Source organism: Aureimonas sp. AU40 (genome assembly GCF_001463785.1).
In the GTDB taxonomy this organism is placed as follows: Bacteria; Pseudomonadota; Alphaproteobacteria; order Rhizobiales; family Rhizobiaceae; genus Aureimonas.
The window spans coordinates 133,676-156,411 of the sequence record NZ_BBWL01000015.1; the positions used below are offsets into that span (position 1 = coordinate 133,676).

Sequence of the window (22,736 nt, forward strand, 5' to 3'; positions counted from 1 at the left end):
AATGAAGTCCTTTGCGTCCGTCAAGACCCGCCTCGTGCCGGCTAGGCCGGCCCTGGTGCGCGTCAGCCCCCTTCGTTGAACCGGGTCAGGGTCCATTCTCCGCTGCCGCGCGTGCAGGTCTCGCCCTTGTAGACGGCCACCCCATCGAAGCGCTGACGCGAGGTCTTGAAGCTTCGGCAGATCTGATCGCCGGCGCGGGTTTCCTCGATCGCGGTGATCGTGCCCGAGGCGCCGGTGTCGGTGTTGCTCCAGGCCAGCGGCTCGGCCTGCGTCCGGTCCAGATTGGCCGACGAGACCGCGTTTCGAACCGTTAGCCCGTCGGATTCGGTCTCGGGCGAAGGGGCGGGTTCGAGCGAGGCGGTCTGGATGGAATGATCGACCTTGGCTGCATCCTCCAAGGCCTTTCCGCTCATGACGGTGCAGCCACCGAGCACGGTGAGAACGCAGCTTGCCGCCAGGGCTTTCCAAATCCCGTGCATGTCGCCGTTTAACCTTTGCCGTCCGCTTCGTTCGGTTCTACGAAGCCGAAAACGGGAACAGGAGTGTGCGCGAAAGATGCTCAAAACGGCCTTAACGTTTGGTGAAACCGAGTTGCCATCCGATCCGTTCGCCGCGTTCCAGATCTGGCTGGGCGAAGCGGAACGCACGGAGATCAACGATCCCAATGCCATGGCGCTGGCGAGCGTGGACGCCGACGGCCTGCCGGACGTCAGAACCGTTCTCCTCAAGGGAGTCGATGCCAGCGGCTTCGTCTTCTACACGAATTTCGAAAGCCGAAAAGGGCAGGAACTGCTCGGCCAGCGCAAAGCCGCCCTGTGCTTCCATTGGAAGTCGCTGCGGCGACAGGTGCGGGTTCGCGGCACGGTGGAGATGGTTACCGACGCCGAGGCCGACGCCTATTACGGCACCCGCGCCCGCGTCAGCCGGCTTGGCGCCTGGGCCTCGCAGCAGTCGCGCCCGCTCGCCTCGCGCGCCGAACTCGAAGCGCGCGTTGCCGAACTCGACGCGCGCTTTCCCGGCGACGACATTCCGCGCCCGCCGCACTGGTCGGGCTTCCGCGTCGTGCCGGTCCAGTTCGAGTTCTGGCAAGACGGCGCGTTCCGCCTGCACGACAGCTATCGTCTGGTGAAGGACGAGACAGGCGAGTGGATCGCCACGCGCCTGAATCCCTGACGGAAGAAGAAAGGGCGGAGGCTCAGGCCTCCGTCCCGCCCACCGTGATCTGGTCCATCCGTAGATGCGGCTGCCCGACCCCGACCGGCACCCACTGTCCGGCCTTGCCGCAATTGCCGATGCCGGTGTCGAGATCGGTGTCGTTGCCGATCATCGAGACGCGGTGCATCGCATCCGGCCCGTTGCCGATCAGCATGGCGCCCTTCAGCGGTTCGCTCACGACGCCGTCGCGGATGCGATAGGCCTCGGTGCAGCCGAAGACGAACTTGCCCGACGTGATGTCCACCTGACCGCCACCGAAGCTCACGGCATAGACGCCGTCCTTCACCGAGGCGATGATCTCCTCGGGCGTGTGTTGGCCGTTCAGCATCATCGTGTTGGTCATGCGCGGCATGGGCGCATGAGCGTAGGACTGGCGGCGGCCATTGCCGGTCGCCTCCATGCCCATCAGCCGGGCGTTCTGGCGATCCTGCATGTAGTTCACCAGCTTGCCGTCCTCGATCAGAACGGTGCGGTTGGTCGGCGTGCCCTCGTCGTCGATCGTCAGCGAGCCGCGTCGCTCGGTGATCGTGCCGTCGTCCACCACGGTGACGCCCTTGGCCGCCACCTGCTTGCCGAGCAGGCCGGAAAAGGCCGAGGTGCCCTTCCGGTTGAAATCGCCTTCCAGCCCGTGGCCCACCGCCTCGTGCAGCATGACGCCAGGCCAGCCTGAGGCCAAGACGATGTCGAAGCTTCCCGCCGGTGCTGGCACCGCTTCCAGATTGATCTTGGCGCGGCGCAGCGCTTCGTCGGCCAACGACTGCCAACGATCCACCGCGATGAAGCCGCCGAAATCGAGCCGCCCGCCGGCGCCGGATGAGCCGGTTTCCTGCCGGTTGCCACGACCGGCCACCACGGAAATATTGAGACGCACCATCGGGCGCACGTCCTGGATCCACTGGCCGTCGGCACGCAGGATCTCGACCACTTGCCACTGCGCAGCAACGGAAACGCTAACCTGCCGGACCTCGTCGTCCTTGGCGCGCAGATAGCCGTCGATCTCCTGAAGCAGCTTGACCTTGGCCTCGAAGCTCGGCTCGCCGATCGGATTGCCGTCGCCATAAAGCCGGCTGTTGGTGCCGCGCGGGGCTTCGGCCGCCGTGCCGGCATGGCCGCTCCGTACGGCCGTTACGGTGCCGGCAGCCCGGCGAAGCGCGGCGTCCGACAGGTCGCCGGCATGGGCATAGCCCACCGCTTCGCCTGCCACGCAGCGCAGGCCGAAGCCCTGGTCGGTCGAGAAGTCGCCTGCCTTCAGCCGACCATTGTCGAACAGAAGCGATTCCTGCTCGCGATATTCGAGAAACAGCTCGCCGTCGTCCGCCCCCTGCAGCGTATCGGACACGAGCGCTTCGAGCTGCGACCGGGACATGTCGAAGCGATCGACGAGAGAAAGGGACATGGGAGGCTCCGCTTGGGATTCGTGCGCCAGAGATAGGAGCCCGACGCCTCGCTGTCATCCGCCCCTTCGCTGGTCCGACCCAAGCGGGGAGGGGAGCAGGACTTACGGAAGGGCTGCGAAGCCTTCCGCGAATCCGTTCAGCTCCACCGGAATGCCGATTCCCTCTTCGGGCGTCTGGAAGACGATGAAGGTCGCAGCCTTGCCGCTTGACAGGGTCTGGCGCAGCGTTTCGTCCAGAATCACCTCGGCATAGCAGCCGTCCTCGAAGCAGCGCACGAACTGCGCGCGGCCGATGTCCTTGCCGTCGACATAAAGGCCGAGGCCGTTGGGAAGCAGGATGCCGAGCGGCGCCAGCACCCGCAGGATCTGCGCCTTGCCGTCCGCCGTCTTCAGCGCCAGCACGGACAGGCCGACCTCAGGCCGGTCCTCCGCCACGACGTTTTGCAGCAGAGCGCACTGCTCGCCCGCCGCGCCGGCCGGCTGGTCGCAGACCACGGCCCAGGCGCCGTGTTGGGATTTGACGGTTCCGGTCTGCGCATTGGCCGCCCAGGGCTGCAGGACCAGAAAGGCGGCGGCGGCCGAGGCGAGGAGGGTCTTCATGAGGTCTTCCCGATGCGACGCCGTTCGGAATCGGCGTCAAGAACGAAGCCAAAGGTTAAAGCATGTCGGCGCGCGGCGTCGAGCCACACGAGGATAAGTCCGCGGCGAGGGAGGCAATGCGGCCACAGCCCCGTTTATGTCGCAACGAGGCATGGCGCGGTCGTGTTGCGAAGGCGGCGGTTTCGTGGTTGAACCGACCTCTAGCTGCACATTAGCGGCATTCGAAATCCCGGGAGGATCTGCCGCGGATCGAATGCCGATGATTCGTTCGGTCAGCCGGGTTCATTTGCTTCCACGAGGGGGAGAATCGTGAAGAGAACAGCCCTTGCCGCCCTGAGTCTCGTCGCTTCGCCCTTCGCGGCGTCGGCGCAGGAGGCCGCGATTCATCCTGGGCAACCGCATCCCTGGCAGATGGGCCTGCAGGAAGCGCTTTCGCCCGTGGAAGCGCAGATCCACTGGTTCAGCGACTACACGCTGTGGTTCATCGTGCCCATCGTGATCTTTGTCGCGGCACTGCTCGCCTATGTCTCGTACCGTTACACCGAGGCGCGCAACCCGAACCCGTCGCGCACCAGCCACAACACGACGATCGAGATCATCTGGACCATCGCTCCGGTCCTGATTCTCCTTTGCCTCGCCATTCCCTCGTTCCAGCTTCTGACGGCGCAGTACAATCCGCCGCGCGAGCCGGAGCTGACAGTGAAGGCGACGGGCTATCAATGGTACTGGGGCTACGAGTATCAGCCGGCCAAGACCAATGCCGCCGCTGCTTCGCCCGCCGCAGGCACCGCCGCCAATCCGGCCGAGCCCGCTGCCCAGCCGGTTAGCTTCCTGTCGTACCCGCTGACCGAGGACGCCCGCGACGGCGCCGGCAAGCAGGACAAGGGCCTCTATCCCCGTCTTCTGGCGGTCGACAACGAGATGGTGATCCCGGTCAACACGGTGGTCCGCTTGCTGTCGACGGGCGGCGACGTCATCCATTCCTTCGCCATGCCCTCGCTGGGCGTGAAGGTGGACGCCGTTCCCGGCCGCCTCAACGAGTACTGGTTCGAGGTCAATCGCGAAGGCATCTTCTACGGCCAGTGCTCGGAGCTTTGCGGCTCCAGCCATTACAACATGCCGATCGCCGTTCGCGTCGTGAGCCAGCAGCAGTTCGACGCGTGGCTCGCCAGCGCCGCCACCAATCTTCAGAACGCCAACGCCCAGCTTTCGGCCGAGATCGCCCAACAGGCGCCGGTCGTTGCCGCGCGCTGACAAGACAACCGGGGGACGCCTTGATGGATCACGCCACACCGCATGATCACGCGCATGCCCATGCGCAACCGACCGGCTGGGTTCGTTGGGTCTATTCGACCAACAACAAGGATATCGGCATCCTCTATCTGATCTTCGCGATCTTCGCGGGCATCATCGGGGCCAGCCTGTCCATCGCCATCCGCGCCGAGCTCCAGCAGCCCGGCCTGCAGATCTTTGGCAATCCGCAGATCTTCAACGTCTTCACCACGGCGCACGGCCTGGTGATGGTGTTTTTCCTGGTCATGCCGGCGCTGATCGGCGGCTTCGGCAATTATTTCGTTCCCATCATGATCGGCGCGCCGGACACGGCGTTCCCGCGCATCAACAACATCGCCTTCTGGATGCTGCCGCCTTCGCTGCTGCTGCTCATCCTGTCGATGTTCGTGGAAGGCGCCCCGGGTTCCAACGGCGCGGGCACGGGCTGGACGCTCTATCCGCCGCTGTCGACGGCCGGGCATCCGGGTCCCGCGGTGGATCTGGCGATCTTCGCGCTGCATCTCTCGGGCGCCTCGTCGATCCTCGGGGCGATCAACATGATCACGACGATCCTCAACATGCGCGCGCCCGGCATGACGCTGCACAAGATGCCGCTCTTCGCTTGGTCGCAGCTCGTCACTGCCTTCCTGCTGCTTCTGTCGCTGCCGGTCCTGGCGGGCGCCATCACCATGCTGCTGACGGACCGCAATTTCGGCACGACTTTCTTCGCACCGGAGGGCGGTGGTGACCCGATCCTCTACCAGCACCTGTTCTGGTTCTTCGGCCACCCCGAAGTTTACATCATGATCCTGCCGGCCTTCGGCATCGTCAGCCACATCATTTCGACCTTTTCGAAGAAGCCGGTCTTCGGTTATCTCGGCATGGCCTACGCGATGGTGGCGATCGGCGTCGTCGGCTTCGTCGTGTGGGCGCACCACATGTACACGACCGGCATCTCGCTCAACACGCAGCGCTACTTCGTGTTCGCGACGATGGTCATCGCCATCCCGACCGGCATCAAGATCTTCTCCTGGATCGCGACCATGTGGGGCGGCTCGCTCCGCTTCGCGACGCCGATGCTCTGGTCGATCGGCTTCATCTTCCTGTTCACGGTCGGCGGCGTCACGGGCGTCAAGCTCGCCAATGCCGGCATGGATCGCGTGCTGCACGACACCTATTACGTCGTCGCACACTTCCACTACGTTCTGTCGCTCGGGGCGGTCTTCGCGATCTTCGCCGGATGGTACTACTGGCTGCCGAAGATGAGCGGCTACATGTACAACGAGACGATTGGAAAGCTGCATTTCTGGGTCATGTTCGTCGGCGTGAACCTCGTCTTCTTCCCGCAGCATTTCCTGGGCGCCGCCGGCATGCCGCGCCGCTACGCCGACTATCCCGATGCCTTCGCAGGCTGGAACTTCGTTTCCTCGATCGGCTCATACATCTCGGGTGTCTCGGTGCTGATCTTCCTCTATGGTGTCTACGACACGTTCGCGAAGAAGCGTCTGGCGGGTGCCAATCCCTGGGGCGCGGGTGCGACCACGCTGGAATGGCAGTTGTCCTCGCCGCCGCCCTTCCACCAGTGGGAAGAACTGCCGCGCATCCGCTGACCCGCGTTCAAGCGATCGTCGATTCCGCCCCTGGGCGGGATCGCCACGCCGGGCATGACGTCCGGCGCCGAGACCCAAATGGAGGCGCGGCTCGTCGCGCCTCGCGAATGGACAGGAACGTTTCATGAGTGCCATCGACGCGACGGCCATGCGGATCGCTCGTCCGGGGATCAGTCTCGCCGAACCCGGCGACTTCTTGGAACTCCTCAAGCCGCGCGTCATGTCGCTCGTGGTGCTGACGGCAGTGACCGGCTTCCTCGCTGCACCCGGCCATATGCATCCGGTTCTCGGCTTCGTCTCGCTGCTGGCGATCGCGCTCGGCGCGGGCGGGTCCGGCGCGTTGAACATGTGGTACGACGCCGATATCGATCGGGTCATGAAGCGCACCGCCGGTCGGCCGGTGCCGTCGGGCCGCATCACCCCGGGCGGCGCGCTGGCCTTCGGCCTGTCGCTGTCCGTCCTGTCGGTGATGCTTCTGGGCCTTGCGTCCAACTGGTTCGCCGCCGGTTTTCTGGCTTTCACTATCGCCTTCTATGCCGTCTTCTACACGATGGGCCTCAAGCGCCGCACGGCACAGAACATCGTGATCGGCGGCGCCGCCGGCGCTTTTCCGCCCATGGTTGCCTGGGCCGCGGTGACGGGCGGCGTCTCGGTCGAGAGCTTCGTCCTATTCCTGATCATCTTCCTCTGGACGCCGCCCCATTTCTGGGCTCTGGCACTCTTTAAGATGAAGGACTACGGCGCGGCCGGCATCCCGATGCTGCCGAACGTGGCGGGTGAGCGCTCGACGCGTCGCCATATCTTCGCCTATTCGCTGATCCTCGCGCCGGTCGGCGTCCTTCCGTTCGCCATGGGCTTTGGCGGCCCGGTCTATGGCGTCGCGTCGCTGCTCCTGGGCGCCGAGTTCGTGCGCAGGGCAGTGCTCGTCTTGCGGATGCCCGACGGGGACGAGACCATGGTGCCGGCCAAGAAGCTGTTCGGCTTCTCGATCGTCTATCTCTTCTCGCTCTTTGCCATCCTGCTCGGCGAAAGCGTCTTCGCTCTCGTGGTCGCATGATATGGTGGGCGAGGGGGAAGAGGATCGGGTTCGGCTCACGAGCCAGGAGAAGCAGTCTCAGCGCCGCCGTTCGGTGGCCATCGCGCTGACGCTCATGGCGCTCGTGGTGCTGTTCTATGTCGTGACCTTGTTCAAGATGGTGGGTCAACATGCGTGACGGAGATCAGGCGGCGCGCCAGCGGCTTCGCCGCTTTCGCATCACGGCGTTCAGCTGCCTCGCCTTCGCCTGCGGCATGATCGGCGCGGCCTATGCCTCGGTTCCGCTTTACGATCTCTTCTGCAAGGTGACGGGCTACGGCGGCACGACGCAGCGGGCCGAGATGGGCGCCTCGCGCGTGCTCGACCAGACCGTGAAGGTCCGGTTCGACAGCAACGCGGTCCCGAGCGTGCCCTGGACCTTCCAGCCGAACGAGCGCGAGGTCACGGTGCGTCTGGGCGAAACCCGCCAGATTTCCTACCGCGTGCGCAACGCCTCGGACCGCGAACTCACGGCTCGCGCCACGTTCAACGTAACACCGCTGTTGGCGGGCGCCTATTTCAACAAGATCCAGTGCTTCTGCTTCACGGATCAGACCTTGAAGCCGGGCGAGGAAGTGGACATGCCGGTGGTCTTCTTCGTGGACCCGGCGATTCTGGACGACGCGGATGTCGGCACCCTGCCGACCATCACGCTGTCCTACACGTTCTTTCCGGCCGAGCCGAAGAAGACGCCGGTCGCGGACGCGACCAAGGACGATCAAGCGCGCGGGCGTCTCTAGCTGACGCGCAGCGTGAACAGGTAAGATCCGTCTGATAAGGACGGTTAGGGAAGGGCGCGAGGGGGAGAGCGATGGCCGACACGACACACACGAAGCATCACGACTATCACATGGTCGATCCCAGCCCGTGGCCGGCGCTGGCGTCTCTCGGGGCCTTCTTCCTGCTGTTCGGCGCGGTGGCGATGTTCCGCTTCCACAACGGGACGGCCTTCCAGATCTTCGGCGTGAATCTGGCGACGCCTTGGATCTTCTATTTCGGTCTCGCGATCGTCCTTTACACGATGTACGCGTGGTGGTCGGACACGATCCGTGAAAGCCGGCAGGGCGCCCACACACCCGTCGTCTCCATGCATCTGCGCTATGGCATGATCATGTTCATCGCCTCCGAGGTTATGTTCTTCGTGGCGTGGTTCTGGGCCTTTTTCGACGCCAGCCTGTTCCCCGGCGAGGCGATCCAGGCCGCGCGCGTTCAGGCGTTGGGCGGTGTCTGGCCGCCCAAGGGCATCGAGGTGCTCGACCCGCTGCACCTGCCGCTCTTCAACACCATCACGCTGCTTCTGTCTGGAACGACGGTGACCTGGGCGCACCATGCGATGCTGGAGGACGACCGCAAGTCGCTCATCACCGGCCTTGCCTTAACGGTCGCACTCGGCGCTATCTTCTCGTTCGTCCAGTATATCGAATACGCCCATGCGCCTTTCGCGTTCAAAGGCTCGATCTACGGCGCGACCTTCTTCATGGCGACCGGCTTCCACGGCTTCCACGTCTTCGTCGGCGTTGTCTTCCTCGCCGTCTGCCTTTTGCGCGCCGTGCGCGGCCACTTTACCCCGCACAAGCATTTCGGCTTCGAGGCGGCCGCCTGGTACTGGCATTTCGTCGACGTCGTCTGGCTCTTCCTCTTCTTCGCCATCTATGTCTGGGGCGGTTGGGGCGGTCAGATCCACGGCGCCTGACGCAGTCTTCGCGGCCATTCCATGAAAAGGAAGAAGGCGGCGCTGCCGCCTTTTTTCGTCTGAAACCCCGCTCGATCGGAAAGGGGATCATGGACAATCCCAACCAGGCCTATCCAGGCGTCGATCCTCCGCGCGCGGGCATGTCCGGCCATTGTCCGCGCTGCGGCAAGGGGCGGCTCTTCGCGGGCTATCTCCGGCTTGAGCCCGTGTGCTCGCGCTGTGGTCTCGATCTCGCCGCGCTGGATTCGGCCGATGGCCCAGCCTTCTTCGTCATGTCCATCGTCAGCTTCGTCGTGGTGGGGCTCGCGCTCTACACCGAGGTTGCGTGGAGTCCCCCGCTCTATGTCCACGTCCTGCTCTGGGTGCCGCTTGCCTTCATCCTCGCCGCGCCGCTGATGAGGATCGTGAAGGGTCTGATGGTCGGACTGCAGTTCCGGTCCAGCGCCGCGGAAGGCCGTCTTCAGTCCCATGACGACCAGTGAGCAGCCCGATACCGGGGAGAACGTGCCCGCTCTGCCACTCGGGCGCGGGCGTATCATCGCGATCCTCGTCGTCGGCTTTGCCGCGCTCGGCATCCTGATTGCCCTCGGCACCTGGCAACTCGAACGCAAGGCCTGGAAGGAGGCGATGCTCGCCTCGATCGATGCACGCATCCACCAGCCAGCGCGCCCAGTCGCAGACGTGCTGGCAGCCCAAAATGCAGGGGAGCCGATCGACTACGTTCCGGTCATGGTTCGCGGTACGTTCGAGCATTCCGGGGAGCGCTATTTCCTCGCGACGCGAGAAGGCGAGGCCGGCTGGCATGTCTTCACGCCGCTGCGCTTGGACGGGTCGGACCGCTGGATCTTCGTCAATCGGGGCTTCGTTCCCTATGCGATGAAAGACCCGGCCTCCCGATCCGCCGGCAATCCGGCCGGACCGGTGGAGATCACGGGATTGGCGCGAAGCGCGCCGGCGGAAAAGCCGGGCTCCTTCCTGCCGGACAACGACCCCAAGCAGAACGTCTTCTTCTGGCGCAACATAGCCGACATGGCACAAGGCCTGGCGCTTCCCGCCGACCGCGTGCTTCCGTTCTTCGTCGACGCCGGGCCGGGCGCGGCAGCCGGAGGGCTGCCGATCGGTGGTGTGACCGTGATGGATCTTCCGAACGACCATCTTCAATACGCCATCACATGGTTCAGCTTGGCTCTGGCGCTGGCGGTCATGCTCGGTCTTTTCGTCAAGCACCTCGTTCAAAGGCGACGCGGCGCGGCGACGGGTTGACAGAAGGGGGCCCCATCCCCTCATTCGGACTTGAAACCGCCGACCGGAGACTGCCTTGTCCGCGCTCGTGACCAAGCCGCCCCTGACCATCCGCCTATGCGAACCGCGCGGCTTCTGCGCCGGGGTGGACCGTGCCATCCAGATCGTCGTCCTGGCGCTGAAGCGCTACGGCGCGCCGGTCTATGTCCGGCACGAGATCGTGCACAACAAGTATGTCGTGGACGGTCTGCGCCAGATGGGCGCCGTCTTCGTCAAGGAACTCGACGCCATTCCCGACGACGGGCAGCCGGTGGTCTTTTCCGCGCATGGCGTTCCCAAAACCGTCCCCGCCGAGGCGGAGCGGCGCGAGATGCTTTATCTCGACGCGACCTGCCCGCTGGTCTCCAAGGTTCATAAGCAGGCCATGCGGCATATGCGGCTGGGTCGGCAAGTGCTCCTGATCGGCCATCGCGGCCACCCGGAAGTGGTCGGCACGATGGGACAGCTGCCCGACGGCGCGGTGGTGCTGATCGAGACCGAGGCGGATGTCGCAACCTTCGCGCCGGCGGACCCGTCCGCGCTCGGCTTCGTCACGCAGACGACGCTGTCGGTGGACGACACGGCCGGCATTCTGGCGGCGCTGCAGCGCAAGTTCCCGGAGCTGCACGCTCCGTCCTCCGAATCGATCTGCTATGCCACAACCAATCGGCAGGACGCCGTGAAGGCCTCGGCGCCGGGCACCGATCTGTTCCTCATCGTCGGCGCGCCCAATTCCAGCAATTCCCGGCGCCTCGTGGAAGTGGCTGAGAAGGCGGGCTCCAAGCGCGGGCTTCTCGTGCAGAGTTCGGCCGAACTGCCGCTGGACGAGCTGAAAGCCGGCGATCTCGTCGGCATGTCCGCCGGCGCCTCGGCGCCAGAAGTGCTGACCGACGGCATTCTCGATGCGCTGCGCGAGCGCTTCGAGGTGCGGATCGAACTGGTTCAGACCGCGATCGAGAACGAGAACTTCCCTGTGATGCGCTCGCTGCGCGACGTGCCTTTGACGGCCGAGGACATGGCCTTCGTCAACGGCAACCGGCCGCTCGCAAGCGAGAGGACGAACTGACATGGCCGTCTATACCGAAGTCGGCGAGGCCGAGCTCAGCGCCTTTCTCGCGCGCTACGATGTCGGGCGCCTCCTGTCCTACAAGGGCATCGCGGAAGGCGTGGAGAACTCCAACTTCCTGCTGCGCTCAGAGGGCGGGACGTTCATCCTGACGCTTTACGAAAAGCGTGTGAACCGGGCCGATCTGCCCTTCTTCGTCGGGTTGATGGAGCATCTGGCGGGCAAGGGCCTGTCCTGCCCACTGCCGGTTCAGCCGCGCGACGGCGACACGCTCGGGGAACTCGCGGGGCGCCCGGCGGCGCTCTTCACGTTTCTCGAGGGCATGTGGTCGCGCCGTCCCACCGCCGAGCAATGCGGCGCCGTGGGTCAGGCCATGGCGAGAATGCATCTGGCCACCGGCGACTTCGCTTTGCGGCGGGAGAACAGTCTCTCGGTCGGCGCGTGGCGCCCGCTTTTGGAGGCCTGCGGCGAGGATGCCGATAAGGTCGAGGCGGGGCTTCGCGCCGAGATCGAGGCCGAACTCGGCGCCTTGGAGAGTGCTTGGCCTGAAGGGTTGCCGAGGGGTGTGATTCACGCCGATCTGTTTCCGGACAACGTCTTCTTTCTGGAGGGGCAGCTGTCGGGCCTTATCGACTTCTATTTCGCCTGCAACGACATCCTCGCCTATGATCTGGCGATCTGTCTCTGTGCCTGGTGCTTCGAGCTGGACGGCGCGTTCAACGTCACAAAGGGCCGCCAGCTGATCGAGGGATACGAGAGCGTTCGCCCCTTGAGCGCGGCGGAGCGTGAGGCGCTGCCGATCCTGGCGCGGGGCGCGGCCGTGCGCTTCCTCCTGACGCGGCTCTACGACTGGATCAACACGCCGGCCAATTCCTTCGTGACCAAGAAGGACCCGAAGGAGTATCTGCGCAAGTCCCGCTTCCATCGGCAGGTTCGCAGCCTTTCCGACTACGGCGTTCTCTCCAAGGCTCCCATCGCATGACCGACACGACAGACAAGACGCGCGTCGACATCTTCACCGACGGTGCCTGCTCCGGCAATCCGGGGCCGGGCGGCTGGGGCGCGATCCTGCGCAGCGGAGAGACGGAGCGGGAGCTGTCTGGCGGGGAGGCGCACACGACCAACAACCGGATGGAGCTTCTTGCAGCGATCGAAGGTCTAGGCGCGCTGAAACGCGGCTGCGCCGTGCATCTTCATTCCGACTCGCAATATCTGCGCGACGGAATCACCAAATGGATTCACGGCTGGAAGCGGAACGGCTGGCGGACGGCCGACAAGAAGCCGGTGAAGAACGCCGAACTCTGGCAGCGGCTGGACGAGGAGCGCAACCGCCACGACGTGACGTTCCACTGGGTCAAGGGCCATGCCGGCCATGCCGAGAACGAGCGGGCGGACGAACTGGCCCGCGCGGGCATGGAGCCCTTCAAGCGCAAGCCGGCGAGGATCGCCTCGCCGGCCTGACGCCTCAATGGCGAATCAGAGCTGCTGCAGGAGCGCCGAGGCCGCCGAGACCTCGGCCTGACCGGGCGAGGTCTCGATGTTGAGGGCCGCCACCATTCCGTCCCGCACGATCATCGAATAGCGCTTGGAGCGCACGCCGAGTCCGCCAACCGAAAGATCGGCGTCGAGCCCGGCGGCGCGCGTGAACTCGGCGCTGCCATCCGCAAGGAAGAGAATCCGATCGCCTGCCTCGGTCGCCTTGGCCCAGGCCTTCATGACGAAGACGTCGTTCACCGCGACGACGGCGATCGTGTCGACACCCTTGGCGCGGATCTCGTCGTTGAGCTCCAGAAAGCCGGGAAGGTGGTTCATCGTGCAGGTCGGCGTGAACGCGCCGGGAACGGCGAACAGAACCACGGTCTTTCCGCTGAAGACCTCGTCCGTCGTGAGCGTCTTCGGGCCGTCCTCGCTGGGCGTGCGGAAGGTGGCGGCAGGCAGTTTGTCGCCGATCGATAGGGTCATGGCAGTCCTCTTGTCTCGTCGATTCGGTCAGTTCCGGCGGACCGGAAGCGCGCGGATTAGCTCGCCCTTGCCCCCGTCCGTCAACATGAGATCGACGCGCTCGAGAGCCGGCCCGGCGCTCGGCCGGGACAGCACGGGAAGCTTGGCGTGGGCTTGGCCCGAAAGGGAGGTCATCGACGGCTTGGCGAAGGCCCAGCCTTCCGGCCCGGACACGAAGAGATCGCTGGCGGTGGCGAGCGCGCCGGATGGCCCGCTGACCTTGAGCGCGGCTCCGTCCGTCGAGAGCGACGCTTGCCACCCGGGCGCCGGATTGGGCGCGGGGAGCGCGTCAAACGCGCGGCGGACCGCGGCGCGCGCGCCGAGGCTGGTGCTCGGCTCCGTTTCCAGTTGAAGTTGGAGGGGCAGGCAAAGCTCGCGGCAAAGGCCGATGAGAATTTGCGCGCGCAGGACCGGGCGGGGGCCGGGCGCGCGCTGCGCTTCGATCGCGATGCTTGCCGGCTCGACATAGCCGATGCTTTCGATGTCACCCTCCAGGAATCGAGTGGGCACGGGATAGGAGAGTTCGACACCCGTGATACCCTCGCTGCCACCGAAGTCGATCCGAGGCGCGAGGCCGGCTGCACCGGGCGAGATCCAATAGGTCTTCCAGCCCGGCTTCAGATCAATGTCGAGCGCGGCGCGGATCGCACTCTCCGACTCGATCGCGGTGAGGGTGACATGCGCGCCCTCGACTTCGGCCTGCGAGGCGGCGGAGGCCGGCAGGACGGCCGCGAGAAAAAGGGGAAGCAGCGCCAAGGGGCGGAGCCAGCGAGCGACCGCCGCTCCGGCCGGAGAAATTTCGTGAGGCGGCATGTCTTCCCTCATGTCACAGGTGCAAATCGGCTCGGACATCTTTATCTTCAGCGTATGGACTTCGAAAACATCCGCAACCGATCCGACGAAGCCTCCTCGCTGGAGGGGCATTTCCTTATCGCCATGCCCGGCATGGAAGATGAGCGATTCGCCCGTTCCGTCGTGTATGTCTGCGCGCATTCATCCAGCGGGGCCATGGGCTTCATCGTCAATAAGGCGCAGCCGCTGAGCTTCGGCGCACTATTGACGCAGCTCGAGATCGTCAGCGATCCCGACGAGATCCGCTTGCCCGGCAAGGGGCAGGAAGTGCCGGTCTGCCATGGCGGGCCGGTGGAGCGCGGCCGAGGCTTCGTACTGCACTCGGACGATTATGATTCCGACTCCACCGTCGTGGTCGAGCAGGGCATCGCGCTCACCCCGACGCTCGATATTTTGAAAGCCATGTCGAACGGCGCCGGCCCGTCCACCGCGTTGATGGTGCTGGGCTATGCCGGCTGGGGCGCCGGGCAACTGGAAGCCGAGATCGCCGCCAATGGCTGGCTCACCTGCCGAGCCGAACTCGACATCGTCTTCGATGCCGAACTCGACAACAAATATTCCCGTGCGCTCGGCATCCTCGGCATCAACCCGGCCTTCCTGACGAGCGAAGCCGGCCACGCCTGACGCGCCTCTCGCGGCTCGGACGATCGGCTGCCGCTAGCTGGCAGCCGCCTTGCGCGGCTGGCGCTCCTGCAGCCGGCGTCGCGCTTCCTCGGCGCTGAGCGGCGGCGAGAACATGTAGCTTTGGACATATTCGCAGTTGAGCTGGCGCAGGCGCTGGGCGTCGGTCTCGTTGTCGACGCCCTCGGCGACGACCGCCAGACCCAGTTCGTGCGCCATGGTGACGATCGACTGCACGATGATCGGCTTCTGCGGATGCGCCTCGCCGCGCAGGAAGGACTGGTCGATCTTCAGCGTGTCGAAGGGGAAGCGCATGAGATAGGAGAGGGCGGAATAGCCCGTTCCGAAATCGTCCAGCGACAAGCCGACGCCGATCTCCTTCAAACGCTCCAGAAGCTTGGCCGAACGTTCGGGATTGTCCATCACGAGCGACTCGGTGAGTTCCAGCTTCAGCGTTTCCGGCGGTAGGTTGTAGCGCTTCAGGATATGGCGCACGTCGTTGAGAAGGTCCTGACGGATCAGCTGGCGGCTCGAAATATTCACCGAGCAGAAGAGCTTCGATTGGCCCGGCAGCTTTTGCCAGTCCGACAGGCGGCGCGTCGCCTCGTCGAGGGCGAACTGCCCGAGCTGCACGATGAGCCCCGTGCTCTCGGCCATCGGAATGAACTCGACCGGCGAGACAGGACCGCGCTTGGCGTGGTTCCAGCGAAGGAGCGCCTCGAAACCCACGATCTCGCCCGACGAAAGCTTCACGATGGGCTGGAACATGAGCGAAAGCTCGTTCCGACCGAAGGCGCGGCGAAGGTCGGATTCCAGTTCCACGCGCCCGGAGGAATGCGTCTTGTAGGCCGGGCGGAAGGGCTCGATCCGGTCACCGCCGAGCCGCTTGGCCTGATACATCGCCAGTTCCGCGTCGCGCAGCACTTCGTCGGCGCTGGCGCCTTCGGTCCAGCCCGTAAGGCCGACGGAGGCGGTCAGGATGATGTCGCGCTCGCCGAAGGCGATCGGCGCGCGCACCACTTCGCGCAGCGTCTCGGCAAAGGTGCCGACCGCGCCGATTTCGGTTTCCGACATGAGAATCAGACCGAACTGATCGCCCGTCAGACGCGCCAGCGAATCCTGCGGCTTCAACACACGCTTCAGGCGGCGGCCGACGGTGAGCAGGATCGTGTCGCCCGTCGCCATGCCGAAATCGTCGTTCACCTGCTTGAAGCGGTCGAGATCGATGACGAAGAGGGTCGGCCGCACGTCGGCATGGCTCATGGCCAGCGCGGCGATGGAGTTCAGCCGATCGATGAAGAGTTCGCGATTGGGAAGGCCCGTGAGCTGGTCGTGCAGCGCGTCGTGGAGCAGGCGCTCCTCGGCCTTCTTGCGGTCCGTCACGTCCTTAAGCGTGCCGACGCAGCGCACGACTTCGCCGTTAGAACCGAGCACAGGGCGCGCCTGGAGGTTCATCCAGTGATAATGCCCGTCGTCGCTGCGCACCCGGAAATCCTGCGAGATACGGCCGCGCCGGTGCTCGAGGATCGTATCGAGCGTCACCTTGAACCGGTCGCGGTCGTCGGGATGAAGGATCGGCAGCCAGTCGCGTGCCGGGCCGTTCATGGCCGCGACGGGCATGCCGGCGAGACCGTCCGTGTCCGATCCCGCGAAGATGCGGTCGCGCGCCACGTCCCAATCCCAGATCGCATCGCCCGTGCCGGCCAGCGCCAGGGCGCGGCGCTCCATGTCCGACAGGATGCCGCTGCCGAAGCTGCCGTTTCCGGCAAAGGCGTGCTGCATCACCGTGAAACCGATCAGGAGCACGATGAGCACGAGGCCGCCGCCCAGCGCCGGCTGGATGATGTCGTTGTGGATTTGGCCGGTGATCGTCAGCCAGCCCGTGCCGAGCCAGGCGATGATCAGCAGCCATGTCGGGATCAGCATGATCGCGCGGTCGTAGCGCACGGCGGAGAGGTAGAGGATCAGGAGGAGGCCGATGCCGGCGGTGGCTGTCATCGACATTCGGGCGATGCCCGACGCCATGGGCGGATCGAAGGCGGCCAGCGCACCCAGACCGCCGAGGCCCATCAGCCAGAGCGCGGTGAAGGCCGAGAGAATGCCGTGCCAGCGGTTCAGGTTGAGATAGGCGTAGAGAAACACGACGAGCGTGAAGGCGAGGGCGACCTCCGTACCCGCGCGCCAGATGCGCTCCTCCCCAGGCACGATCGGCACGAGCTTTTGCCAGAAGTCGAAGTCGATGCAGATATAGGCCAGCACCGCCCAGGCGAGCGCGGCGGTGGCCGGAAACATGGGCGAGCCCTTCACCACGAAGAGAATCGTGAGGAAGACGGCGAGCAGGCCGGCGATGCCGAGCACGATGCCGCGATAGAGCGTGAAGGCGTTGACCGTGTCCTTATAGGCGTTCGGCTCCCAAAGGCGAATTTCGGGCAGCTTGTCGCTCGCAAGTTCGGCCACGAAGGTGATGACCGAGCCGGGATCGAGCGTGACGAGAAAGACGTCGGCCTCCGGGCTGTCCTGCCGGTCGAGCGCGAAGCCTTCCGACGGCGTGATGGCGACGACGCGCTGCGAGCCGAGATCGGGCCAGATGAGCCCCGAGCCCGACAGGCGGAAATGCGGCGCGACGACAAGCCGGTCGATCTGCTCGTCCGTGTTGTTGGACAGGGCGAAGACCGCCCAGTTGCCCGAGGGGTTCGGCGAACTCGATTCCACCTCAATGCGCCGGACGATGCCGTCCGAGCCCGGAATGGTTGAGACCTGAAAATTGGCACCGCGTCCGCGATGCAGATCGACGGCGGGGGCGAGATCGATCGCCACGTCCTCCCGTCCGATGCTGACGGGCGAGAAGGCCTGTGCGGGCAGGGCGCTGCAGAGCGCGACCAGGAAACAGCCGAAAACCCAGAGCAGGATGGCCGACAGGCGGGCGAGATGGGGCATGGAGAGCGTCAGGGCCTTGTCCCGGCGAGCGAAAGATCGGGCATCGAATCGGCATGATAGCCGCCACTGGCAGCCCAGTCTTCGGCCAGCAACGAATAGAGCAGATGATCCTCCCAGACACCGGCGATTTTCAGGTATCGCCTGAGATGGCCCTCCCGGCTGAAACCGCAGCTTTCCAGAAGGCCGATCGAGCGCGCATTGTTAGGCACGCAAGCCGCCTCCACCCGGTGCAGCCCCTCGATCTCGAATGCGAAAACGCAGATCGTGCGCACGGCGCGTGTCATGATGCCGCGCCCGGCATGGCGTTCGCCCATCCAATAGCCGAGGGTGGCGGATTGGGCCACCCCCCTCTGGATGCGCCCAAGTGTCAGCCCGCCATAGAGCGTGGCGCCGCTCGGGTCGAACACGAAGAACGTGTAGCTCGTGCGCTCACGAGCGTCCTTGATATAGCGGTCCAGTCGCAGCCGGAAGGCCGATCGGCTCAACTCGTTGCCGGTCCAGCTGGGTTCCCAAGGCGTGAGAAAGGCGCGGCTTGCCTCGCGCAGCTCCCGCCAGCGCTCGTAGTCGCCCCGGCGGGGCATCCGAAGCAGGATGCCGGGTCCGCTCAGGACGGGCTGAGCGGAAGCCTGAACCCAATCCAGCCAACCCATGCCGGCTGGATCAGACGTTCGCCGCGGCCACGCGCGGCCGTCCGGACAGGGCGGGGGTCGCGCCGCCCTGCATCAGTTGGTCGAGGGAAGGCAGGCGCGACACCGGCCCGATCGCGGCGAGCGTCGGCACGGCATCGACGAAGGTCGTCTGCGCCAGACCCGCCAGACGTTCCGCCGTGATGGCGGCGAGCCGGTCGAGAAGCTCCGTGTTGCTGATGATGGCGCCGTTGAACATGAGCTGACGGGCGATCTGCCCCGCGCGCGAAGCCGGGCTCTCCTGGCTCATCAGAAGGCTGGAGCGCATCTGCGCCCGCGCCCGCACGACTTCCTTCTCTGTGATGCCCTCGGCGGCGCGGATCAGCTCTTCGACGATCACCGGCGCAAGCTCGGCCAGCTCTTCCTCGCCGGTCGCAGCATGGACGCCGAAGATGCCGCAGTCCGAAAAGCTCCAGTGGAAAGCCGAGATGGCGTAGCAGAGGCCCCGCGTTTCCCGCACTTCCTGGAACAGGCGGGACGACATGCCGCCGCCCAGGATGATGGAGAGAACCTGCGCGGAGTAGAAGTCGCGCTGGTAGTAGGGCCGGCCCTTGAAGCCGAGCACCATCTGCGCGTCGGACAGGTCGCGCTCCTCGCGAAACTCGCCGCCTGTATAAAGCGCGGGCGTGCGCTCGATCCCGCCGGGGCTGCTGGCGATCTCCGAGCCGAAGGCAGCGGATACGCGGTCCACGATGTCTTGGTGCGAGACCGCGCCGGCGGCCGAGACCACCATGCGATCCGGCCCGTAATGGCGCTTGAGATAGTTGCGCAGGTCTTCGGGCGTGAAGGAGCGCACGCTATCGCGCGTGCCCAGGATCGGGCGGCCAATCACCTGCGATTCGAAGGCGCATTGCTGGAAATGGTCGAAGACGATGTCGTCCGGGGTGTCCTCGGCGGCGCCGAGTTCCTGCAGCACGACCTGCTGCTCGCGCTCCAGTTCTTCCTCGTCGAAGCGCGAGTCGAGAAGGATGTCCGACAGGATGTCGAGCGCCAGCGGCACGTCGTCCTTCATGACGCGCGCGTAGAAGGCCGTGGTCTCGACGCTGGTGGAGGCGTTCAATTCGCCACCGACATCCTCGATCTCCTCGGCGATCTGGCGCGCCGTGCGGCGCGTCGTGCCCTTGAAGGCCATGTGTTCGAGGAGATGCGCGATGCCATGCTCGCGCTCCGTCTCGTCACGCGCCCCGGCCTTGACCCAGACGCCCAAGGCCGCGCTCTCCAGCGTCGGCATGGTTTCGGTCGCGACCGTCAGTCCATTGGAAAGGCGCGTGATCTCGACGCTCATGCGGCGGCCCCGTGTCGAACGGCGCGGCTGCGCTCGCGAATATAGGTCTGGACGGCGTCGAGATCGTTCGGCAGCACGTCGAACTTCTCGTCCCGCACCATCAGGTCGGCATGGCTCGGCGGCAGCGGCGGCTCGATGCCGCACGCCGCCTTGACGGAGGCCGGGAACTTGGCGGGATGGGCGGTGCCGAGCGTGATCATCGTGACATCGCCCATGTTCCGGTCGGCCACCGAGACACCGACGGCCGTGTGCGGGTCGAGGAGATAGGCCGTGGTGCCGAGATAGCGCTTGATGGTCTCGGCGGTCTTGGCCTCGTCCGTGCGGCCGGCATCGAATTCGGCGCGGATTCTCGCGACCATATCATCCGGCAACGTGAAAGCGCCGGACTGGCGCAGCTGCTGCATGAGGCGGCGCACCGTCTCGGCATCGCGCCCGCTCGCCTCGAACAGGAGACGCTCGAAATTGGAAGAAATCTCGATGTCCATGGAGGGCGACATGGTGGCGTGGACGCCCTCCATCTCGTAGCGCCCGGTCTGCATCGTGCGTTCCAGAATGTCGTTCTGGTTGGTCGCGATGATCAGGCGCTCGACCGGCAGGCCCATGCGCTTGGCGGCATAGCCGGCGAAGATGTCGCCGAAATTTCCCGTCGGCACCGTGAAGGACACCGGGCGACGCGGCGCGCCGACGCTGGCGGCGGCGGTGAAGTAGTAGACGATCTGAGCCATGATGCGGGCCCAGTTGATCGAATTGACGCCCGACAAAGCCGACTCGGCGCGGAAGCTCGCGTCGTTGAACATGGCCTTCACCAGGGCTTGGCAGTCGTCGAACGTGCCTTCCACCGCGACCGGATGGACATTCGCCATGCCGGCGGTCGTCATCTGACGCTGCTGGACCGGCGAGACGCGGCCTTTGGGGAAGAGAATGAACATGTCGGTGCGGTCGCTGCCGGCGAAGGCGGCGATGGCGGCGCCGCCCGTGTCGCCCGAGGTGGCGCCGACGATCGTGGCGCGCCGCTGCCGTTTGGCGAGAACATGGTCCATCAACCGCGACAGGAGCTGCATGGCGACGTCCTTGAAAGCGAGCGTCGGCCCGTGGAAAAGCTCCAGCACGAAATGCCGGTCGCCGATCTGCACCAGCGGCGCGACGGCGGGGTGGCGGAAGGTTGCATAGGCCTCGCACACCATGCGCTCCAGATCGGCCGGAGCGATGTCGTCGCCGACGAAGGGCGACAGCACTTCGAGCGCCACGTCGGCATAAGGGCGGCCGGCGAAGGAGGCGATCGTCTCGGGTGAGAGGGTCGGCCAAGTCTCAGGCACGTAGAGTCCGCCGTCCGTCGCAAGACCCGCCAGGAGAACGTCGGCAAAACCAAGGTTCGGAGCTTCGCCCCGCGAACTCACATATCTCAAAGATGACTCCCGTCGGCCCTTGCGGGCGGCTGGTTCCGGCATGTCGGGACGTTCGCCCTTCCCATGCCGAGACTGGTCGCAACTCGGCTGGGTGCCTGATATAGACCGAGCGACCATCCTATGGGAAGAACCGGCCGATGCATATGTCGACACGCACCCCCTTCGACCGTCTCGCGATTCTCGCGCTGGCGGGCCTCGTCAGCGCCGGCTGCAGCACCTCCGGCAGGGGGCCCGCGCCAGCGCCCGCCTCCTCGGCCAGCCTGCCCGCCTCGGCCGCACAGGTGGCGACGGCCGGCAGCGTGCCGGACTATTGCCCGCCCGTGGCGCTGCGTGAGGGGACGGCGATCCTGCGCAAGGGCGCGGGCGACTCGATCGACTATGTCGCCTCCATCACCGGCACGACGCGCTCCTGCCGCGAGCGGGATGGGCAGTATCTTCTGGAAGTCGCCGTGACGGGACGGGTCGTGCCGGGGCCGGCGGCCAAGGGCGGCACGGTGAACCTGCCGGTGCGCGTCGCGATCGTCGACAATGGGAAGCTGGTCTACAGCCAGCTCGGCCAGCAGGGCGTGCTTCTGGATTCCAGCGGCGGCGCGGTGAACTTCACCTATGTCGACCGCGCCGTCCGCTTCCCCAAACCGACCGGCCGCACGCTCGTGATCTATGCCGGCTTCGACGAAGGCCCGGCACCCGCGGGAGCCAAGCCGGCCGGCGCCAAGACCGCGAGCCGCTGACCCCGAAGCGGGGAAGGCGGCCGGTCAGGCCGCTTCCCAGCTCGAAAACGCTTCCACCACGCTCGGAAATTCCGACAAGCGCTTGATGACGGTCTCCGCGCCGGCTTCCGCCAGCGCGTGGCCATGGCCGGAATAGCTGTGCTGCCCGCCGGTGAAGCCGACGACGCGGCAGCCCGCCGCGACGGCCGCGGCGACGCCGTGCACGGAGTCTTCCAGCACGATCGTCTCGCGCGGCTCGGTCTCGAACTGGCGGCAGCCGAATAGATAGACGTCTGGTGCGGGCTTGGGGCGCTTGGTGCCGACCTCGCGCGCGGCGTACACATAGGGGCGGAACCGATCCCAGAGCTTGGTCGGCTCCAGCACGATCTTCAGCCGCTCGGAGGAGGAGTTCGAGCAGATGGCGCGCGGTAGGTCGAGCCGGTCCAGCATCTCGTGCACGCCCGCGATCGGCGTGATCTCGGCGGCGAGGCGCCGGTCGAGTTCCGCCCGCTGCCGGTCGGCATAGTCTTCGGGAAAGCGGATGCCGGCCTCGGCTGTCAGGAGTTCGAGGATTCGGTCCTGCGTCAGGCCGGCGAAGCGCTCCGCGATCTCTTCCGCCGAAATCTCGTAGCCGAGTTCGCCGAGAAGCGAGGCGTCGACTTTGGCCGAGATGATCTCGGAATCCACCAGGACGCCGTCGCAATCGAACAGGATCAGGGAGAGGGCCATCGGAGCTGCCTTTCAGACGTGTGCCCGGCCGATCGTCGGCGCGGCGAGGCACGGGGAAGAACGCCGTCGGCATCGAAGGCGCAAAACAAAGGGACGGACCGGAACGGTCCCATAGTGCCTGGATTGCCGATGCGATTTCGGGCCGTCGGTGGTCAGACACGAGGTGGGGCGCCTCTAGCACGTGAGGGCGGCGGTGGCCAATCGAGCGCGAGCTTCACCGGCCATTAACCCTCTTCGGTAACCATGTTGCCTGAGGGTCGGCGGCGGATATCGGCTGCCTTTCGTGTTTTGCGTTGATGAG

At 65.6% G+C, this 22,736-nt stretch carries 24 protein-coding genes; 14 read left to right on the plus strand and 10 right to left on the minus strand.

All coding sequences use genetic code 11. The features are described 5' to 3' along the window. Window positions 1-62: 62 nt before the first annotated feature. Window positions 63-479, minus strand: a complete 417-nt coding sequence (locus tag AUL32_RS05810; protein WP_062112505.1) for an RT0821/Lpp0805 family surface protein — start codon at window positions 477-479, stop codon at window positions 63-65. Window positions 480-555: 76 nt separating this feature from the next. Here AUL32_RS05810 and pdxH point away from each other — a divergent pair, with 76 nt between their 5' ends. Further along, entirely contained in the window at window positions 556-1,173 is a 618-nt protein-coding gene (gene pdxH, locus AUL32_RS05815) for a pyridoxamine 5'-phosphate oxidase (protein WP_061977766.1), read from the plus strand. A 22-nt stretch (window positions 1,174-1,195) separates the two neighbouring features. Here pdxH and tldD read toward each other — a convergent pair whose 3' ends face one another. Together tldD and AUL32_RS05825 are read right to left on the minus strand one after the other, a co-directional pair. Beyond that, window positions 1,196-2,611, minus strand: a complete 1,416-nt coding sequence (gene tldD, locus AUL32_RS05820; RefSeq protein ID WP_061975619.1) for a metalloprotease TldD — start codon at window positions 2,609-2,611, stop codon at window positions 1,196-1,198. Window positions 2,612-2,713: 102 nt separating this feature from the next. Next, on the minus strand, window positions 2,714-3,211 hold the full coding sequence (locus tag AUL32_RS05825; RefSeq protein ID WP_061975622.1) for an invasion associated locus B family protein: 498 nt from the start codon (window positions 3,209-3,211) through the stop codon (window positions 2,714-2,716). Window positions 3,212-3,520: 309 nt separating this feature from the next. On the opposite strand from AUL32_RS05825, the gene coxB reads away from it, so the two are divergent. The 11 genes from coxB to rnhA all read left to right on the plus strand — a co-directional run bounded on the left by coxB (window position 3,521) and on the right by rnhA (window position 12,669). Beyond that, entirely contained in the window at window positions 3,521-4,465 is a 945-nt protein-coding gene (gene coxB / locus AUL32_RS05830) for a cytochrome c oxidase subunit II (RefSeq protein WP_062112507.1), read from the plus strand. Between the two features lie 23 nt (window positions 4,466-4,488). Further along, window positions 4,489-6,093, plus strand: coding sequence for a cytochrome c oxidase subunit I (ctaD, locus tag AUL32_RS05835; RefSeq protein ID WP_061975625.1), 1,605 nt, complete (start codon window positions 4,489-4,491; stop codon window positions 6,091-6,093). A 124-nt stretch (window positions 6,094-6,217) separates the two neighbouring features. Next, a complete protein-coding gene (locus AUL32_RS05840) occupies window positions 6,218-7,150 on the plus strand; it encodes a heme o synthase (protein ID WP_062112514.1) in 933 nt (310 codons plus the stop codon). Between the two features lies 1 nt (window position 7,151). Beyond that, on the plus strand, window positions 7,152-7,307 hold the full coding sequence (locus AUL32_RS05845) for a hypothetical protein (protein ID WP_061975629.1): 156 nt from the start codon (window positions 7,152-7,154) through the stop codon (window positions 7,305-7,307). After that, window positions 7,300-7,908 carry a cytochrome c oxidase assembly protein gene (locus AUL32_RS05850; protein WP_062112517.1) on the plus strand — a complete coding sequence of 203 codons (609 nt, stop codon included), beginning with the start codon at window positions 7,300-7,302 and terminating at the stop codon, window positions 7,906-7,908. Before AUL32_RS05845 ends, AUL32_RS05850 begins: the two co-directional genes overlap by 8 nt. Before the next feature lie 71 nt (window positions 7,909-7,979). Continuing rightward, entirely contained in the window at window positions 7,980-8,861 is an 882-nt protein-coding gene (locus AUL32_RS05855) for a cytochrome c oxidase subunit 3 (protein WP_061975633.1), read from the plus strand. Window positions 8,862-8,950: 89 nt separating this feature from the next. After that, a complete protein-coding gene (locus AUL32_RS05860) occupies window positions 8,951-9,343 on the plus strand; it encodes a DUF983 domain-containing protein (protein WP_062112519.1) in 393 nt (130 codons plus the stop codon). Next, on the plus strand, window positions 9,330-10,124 hold the full coding sequence (locus AUL32_RS05865) for an SURF1 family protein (RefSeq protein ID WP_082659316.1): 795 nt from the start codon (window positions 9,330-9,332) through the stop codon (window positions 10,122-10,124). Before AUL32_RS05860 ends, AUL32_RS05865 begins: the two co-directional genes overlap by 14 nt. Before the next feature lie 55 nt (window positions 10,125-10,179). Next, window positions 10,180-11,208 (plus strand): 4-hydroxy-3-methylbut-2-enyl diphosphate reductase, encoded by a 1,029-nt coding sequence (gene ispH, locus AUL32_RS05870; RefSeq protein WP_062112522.1) that lies wholly within the window; start codon window positions 10,180-10,182, stop codon window positions 11,206-11,208. 1 nt (window position 11,209) lies between these two features. Beyond that, the gene (locus tag AUL32_RS05875; RefSeq protein ID WP_062112524.1) at window positions 11,210-12,190 is read left to right on the plus strand and encodes a homoserine kinase; all 981 of its coding nucleotides are present in this window, start codon (window positions 11,210-11,212) and stop codon (window positions 12,188-12,190) included. Then, complete coding sequence (rnhA, locus tag AUL32_RS05880) at window positions 12,187-12,669, plus strand: ribonuclease HI (protein ID WP_062112527.1); 483 nt, start codon at window positions 12,187-12,189, stop codon at window positions 12,667-12,669. The genes AUL32_RS05875 and rnhA overlap by 4 nt, the downstream gene beginning before the upstream one ends. 15 nt (window positions 12,670-12,684) lie before the next feature. Here rnhA and AUL32_RS05885 read toward each other — a convergent pair whose 3' ends face one another. Continuing rightward, the gene (locus AUL32_RS05885; RefSeq protein WP_062112530.1) at window positions 12,685-13,170 is read right to left on the minus strand and encodes a peroxiredoxin; all 486 of its coding nucleotides are present in this window, start codon (window positions 13,168-13,170) and stop codon (window positions 12,685-12,687) included. Window positions 13,171-13,197: 27 nt separating this feature from the next. Continuing rightward, window positions 13,198-14,022, minus strand: coding sequence for a protein-disulfide reductase DsbD domain-containing protein (locus AUL32_RS05890; RefSeq protein ID WP_192847433.1), 825 nt, complete (start codon window positions 14,020-14,022; stop codon window positions 13,198-13,200). A gap of 54 nt (window positions 14,023-14,076) precedes the next feature. Between AUL32_RS05890 and AUL32_RS05895 the strand changes: the two genes are divergently transcribed. Beyond that, on the plus strand, window positions 14,077-14,685 hold the full coding sequence (locus tag AUL32_RS05895; RefSeq protein WP_061975647.1) for a YqgE/AlgH family protein: 609 nt from the start codon (window positions 14,077-14,079) through the stop codon (window positions 14,683-14,685). Between the two features lie 33 nt (window positions 14,686-14,718). On the opposite strand, the gene AUL32_RS05900 is transcribed toward AUL32_RS05895, so the two are convergent. The 4 genes from AUL32_RS05900 to thrC are packed head-to-tail and all read right to left on the minus strand — an operon-like array spanning window position 14,719 to window position 20,996. After that, window positions 14,719-17,619 (minus strand): EAL domain-containing protein, encoded by a 2,901-nt coding sequence (locus AUL32_RS05900; protein ID WP_062112535.1) that lies wholly within the window; start codon window positions 17,617-17,619, stop codon window positions 14,719-14,721. A gap of 8 nt (window positions 17,620-17,627) precedes the next feature. Beyond that, window positions 17,628-18,269, minus strand: a complete 642-nt coding sequence (locus AUL32_RS05905; RefSeq protein ID WP_062112538.1) for a GNAT family N-acetyltransferase — start codon at window positions 18,267-18,269, stop codon at window positions 17,628-17,630. Between the two features lie 10 nt (window positions 18,270-18,279). Next, window positions 18,280-19,590 carry a M16 family metallopeptidase gene (locus tag AUL32_RS05910; protein WP_062112539.1) on the minus strand — a complete coding sequence of 437 codons (1,311 nt, stop codon included), beginning with the start codon at window positions 19,588-19,590 and terminating at the stop codon, window positions 18,280-18,282. Beyond that, entirely contained in the window at window positions 19,587-20,996 is a 1,410-nt protein-coding gene (gene thrC / locus AUL32_RS05915; RefSeq protein WP_062112541.1) for a threonine synthase, read from the minus strand. Before thrC ends, AUL32_RS05910 begins: the two co-directional genes overlap by 4 nt. A 143-nt stretch (window positions 20,997-21,139) precedes the next feature. Between thrC and AUL32_RS05920 the strand changes: the two genes are divergently transcribed. After that, a complete protein-coding gene (locus AUL32_RS05920; RefSeq protein WP_148640011.1) occupies window positions 21,140-21,727 on the plus strand; it encodes a hypothetical protein in 588 nt (195 codons plus the stop codon). Window positions 21,728-21,751: 24 nt separating this feature from the next. On the opposite strand, the gene AUL32_RS05925 is transcribed toward AUL32_RS05920, so the two are convergent. Beyond that, window positions 21,752-22,435 (minus strand): HAD family hydrolase, encoded by a 684-nt coding sequence (locus AUL32_RS05925; RefSeq protein ID WP_062112542.1) that lies wholly within the window; start codon window positions 22,433-22,435, stop codon window positions 21,752-21,754. Between the last annotated feature and the right edge of the window lie 301 nt (window positions 22,436-22,736).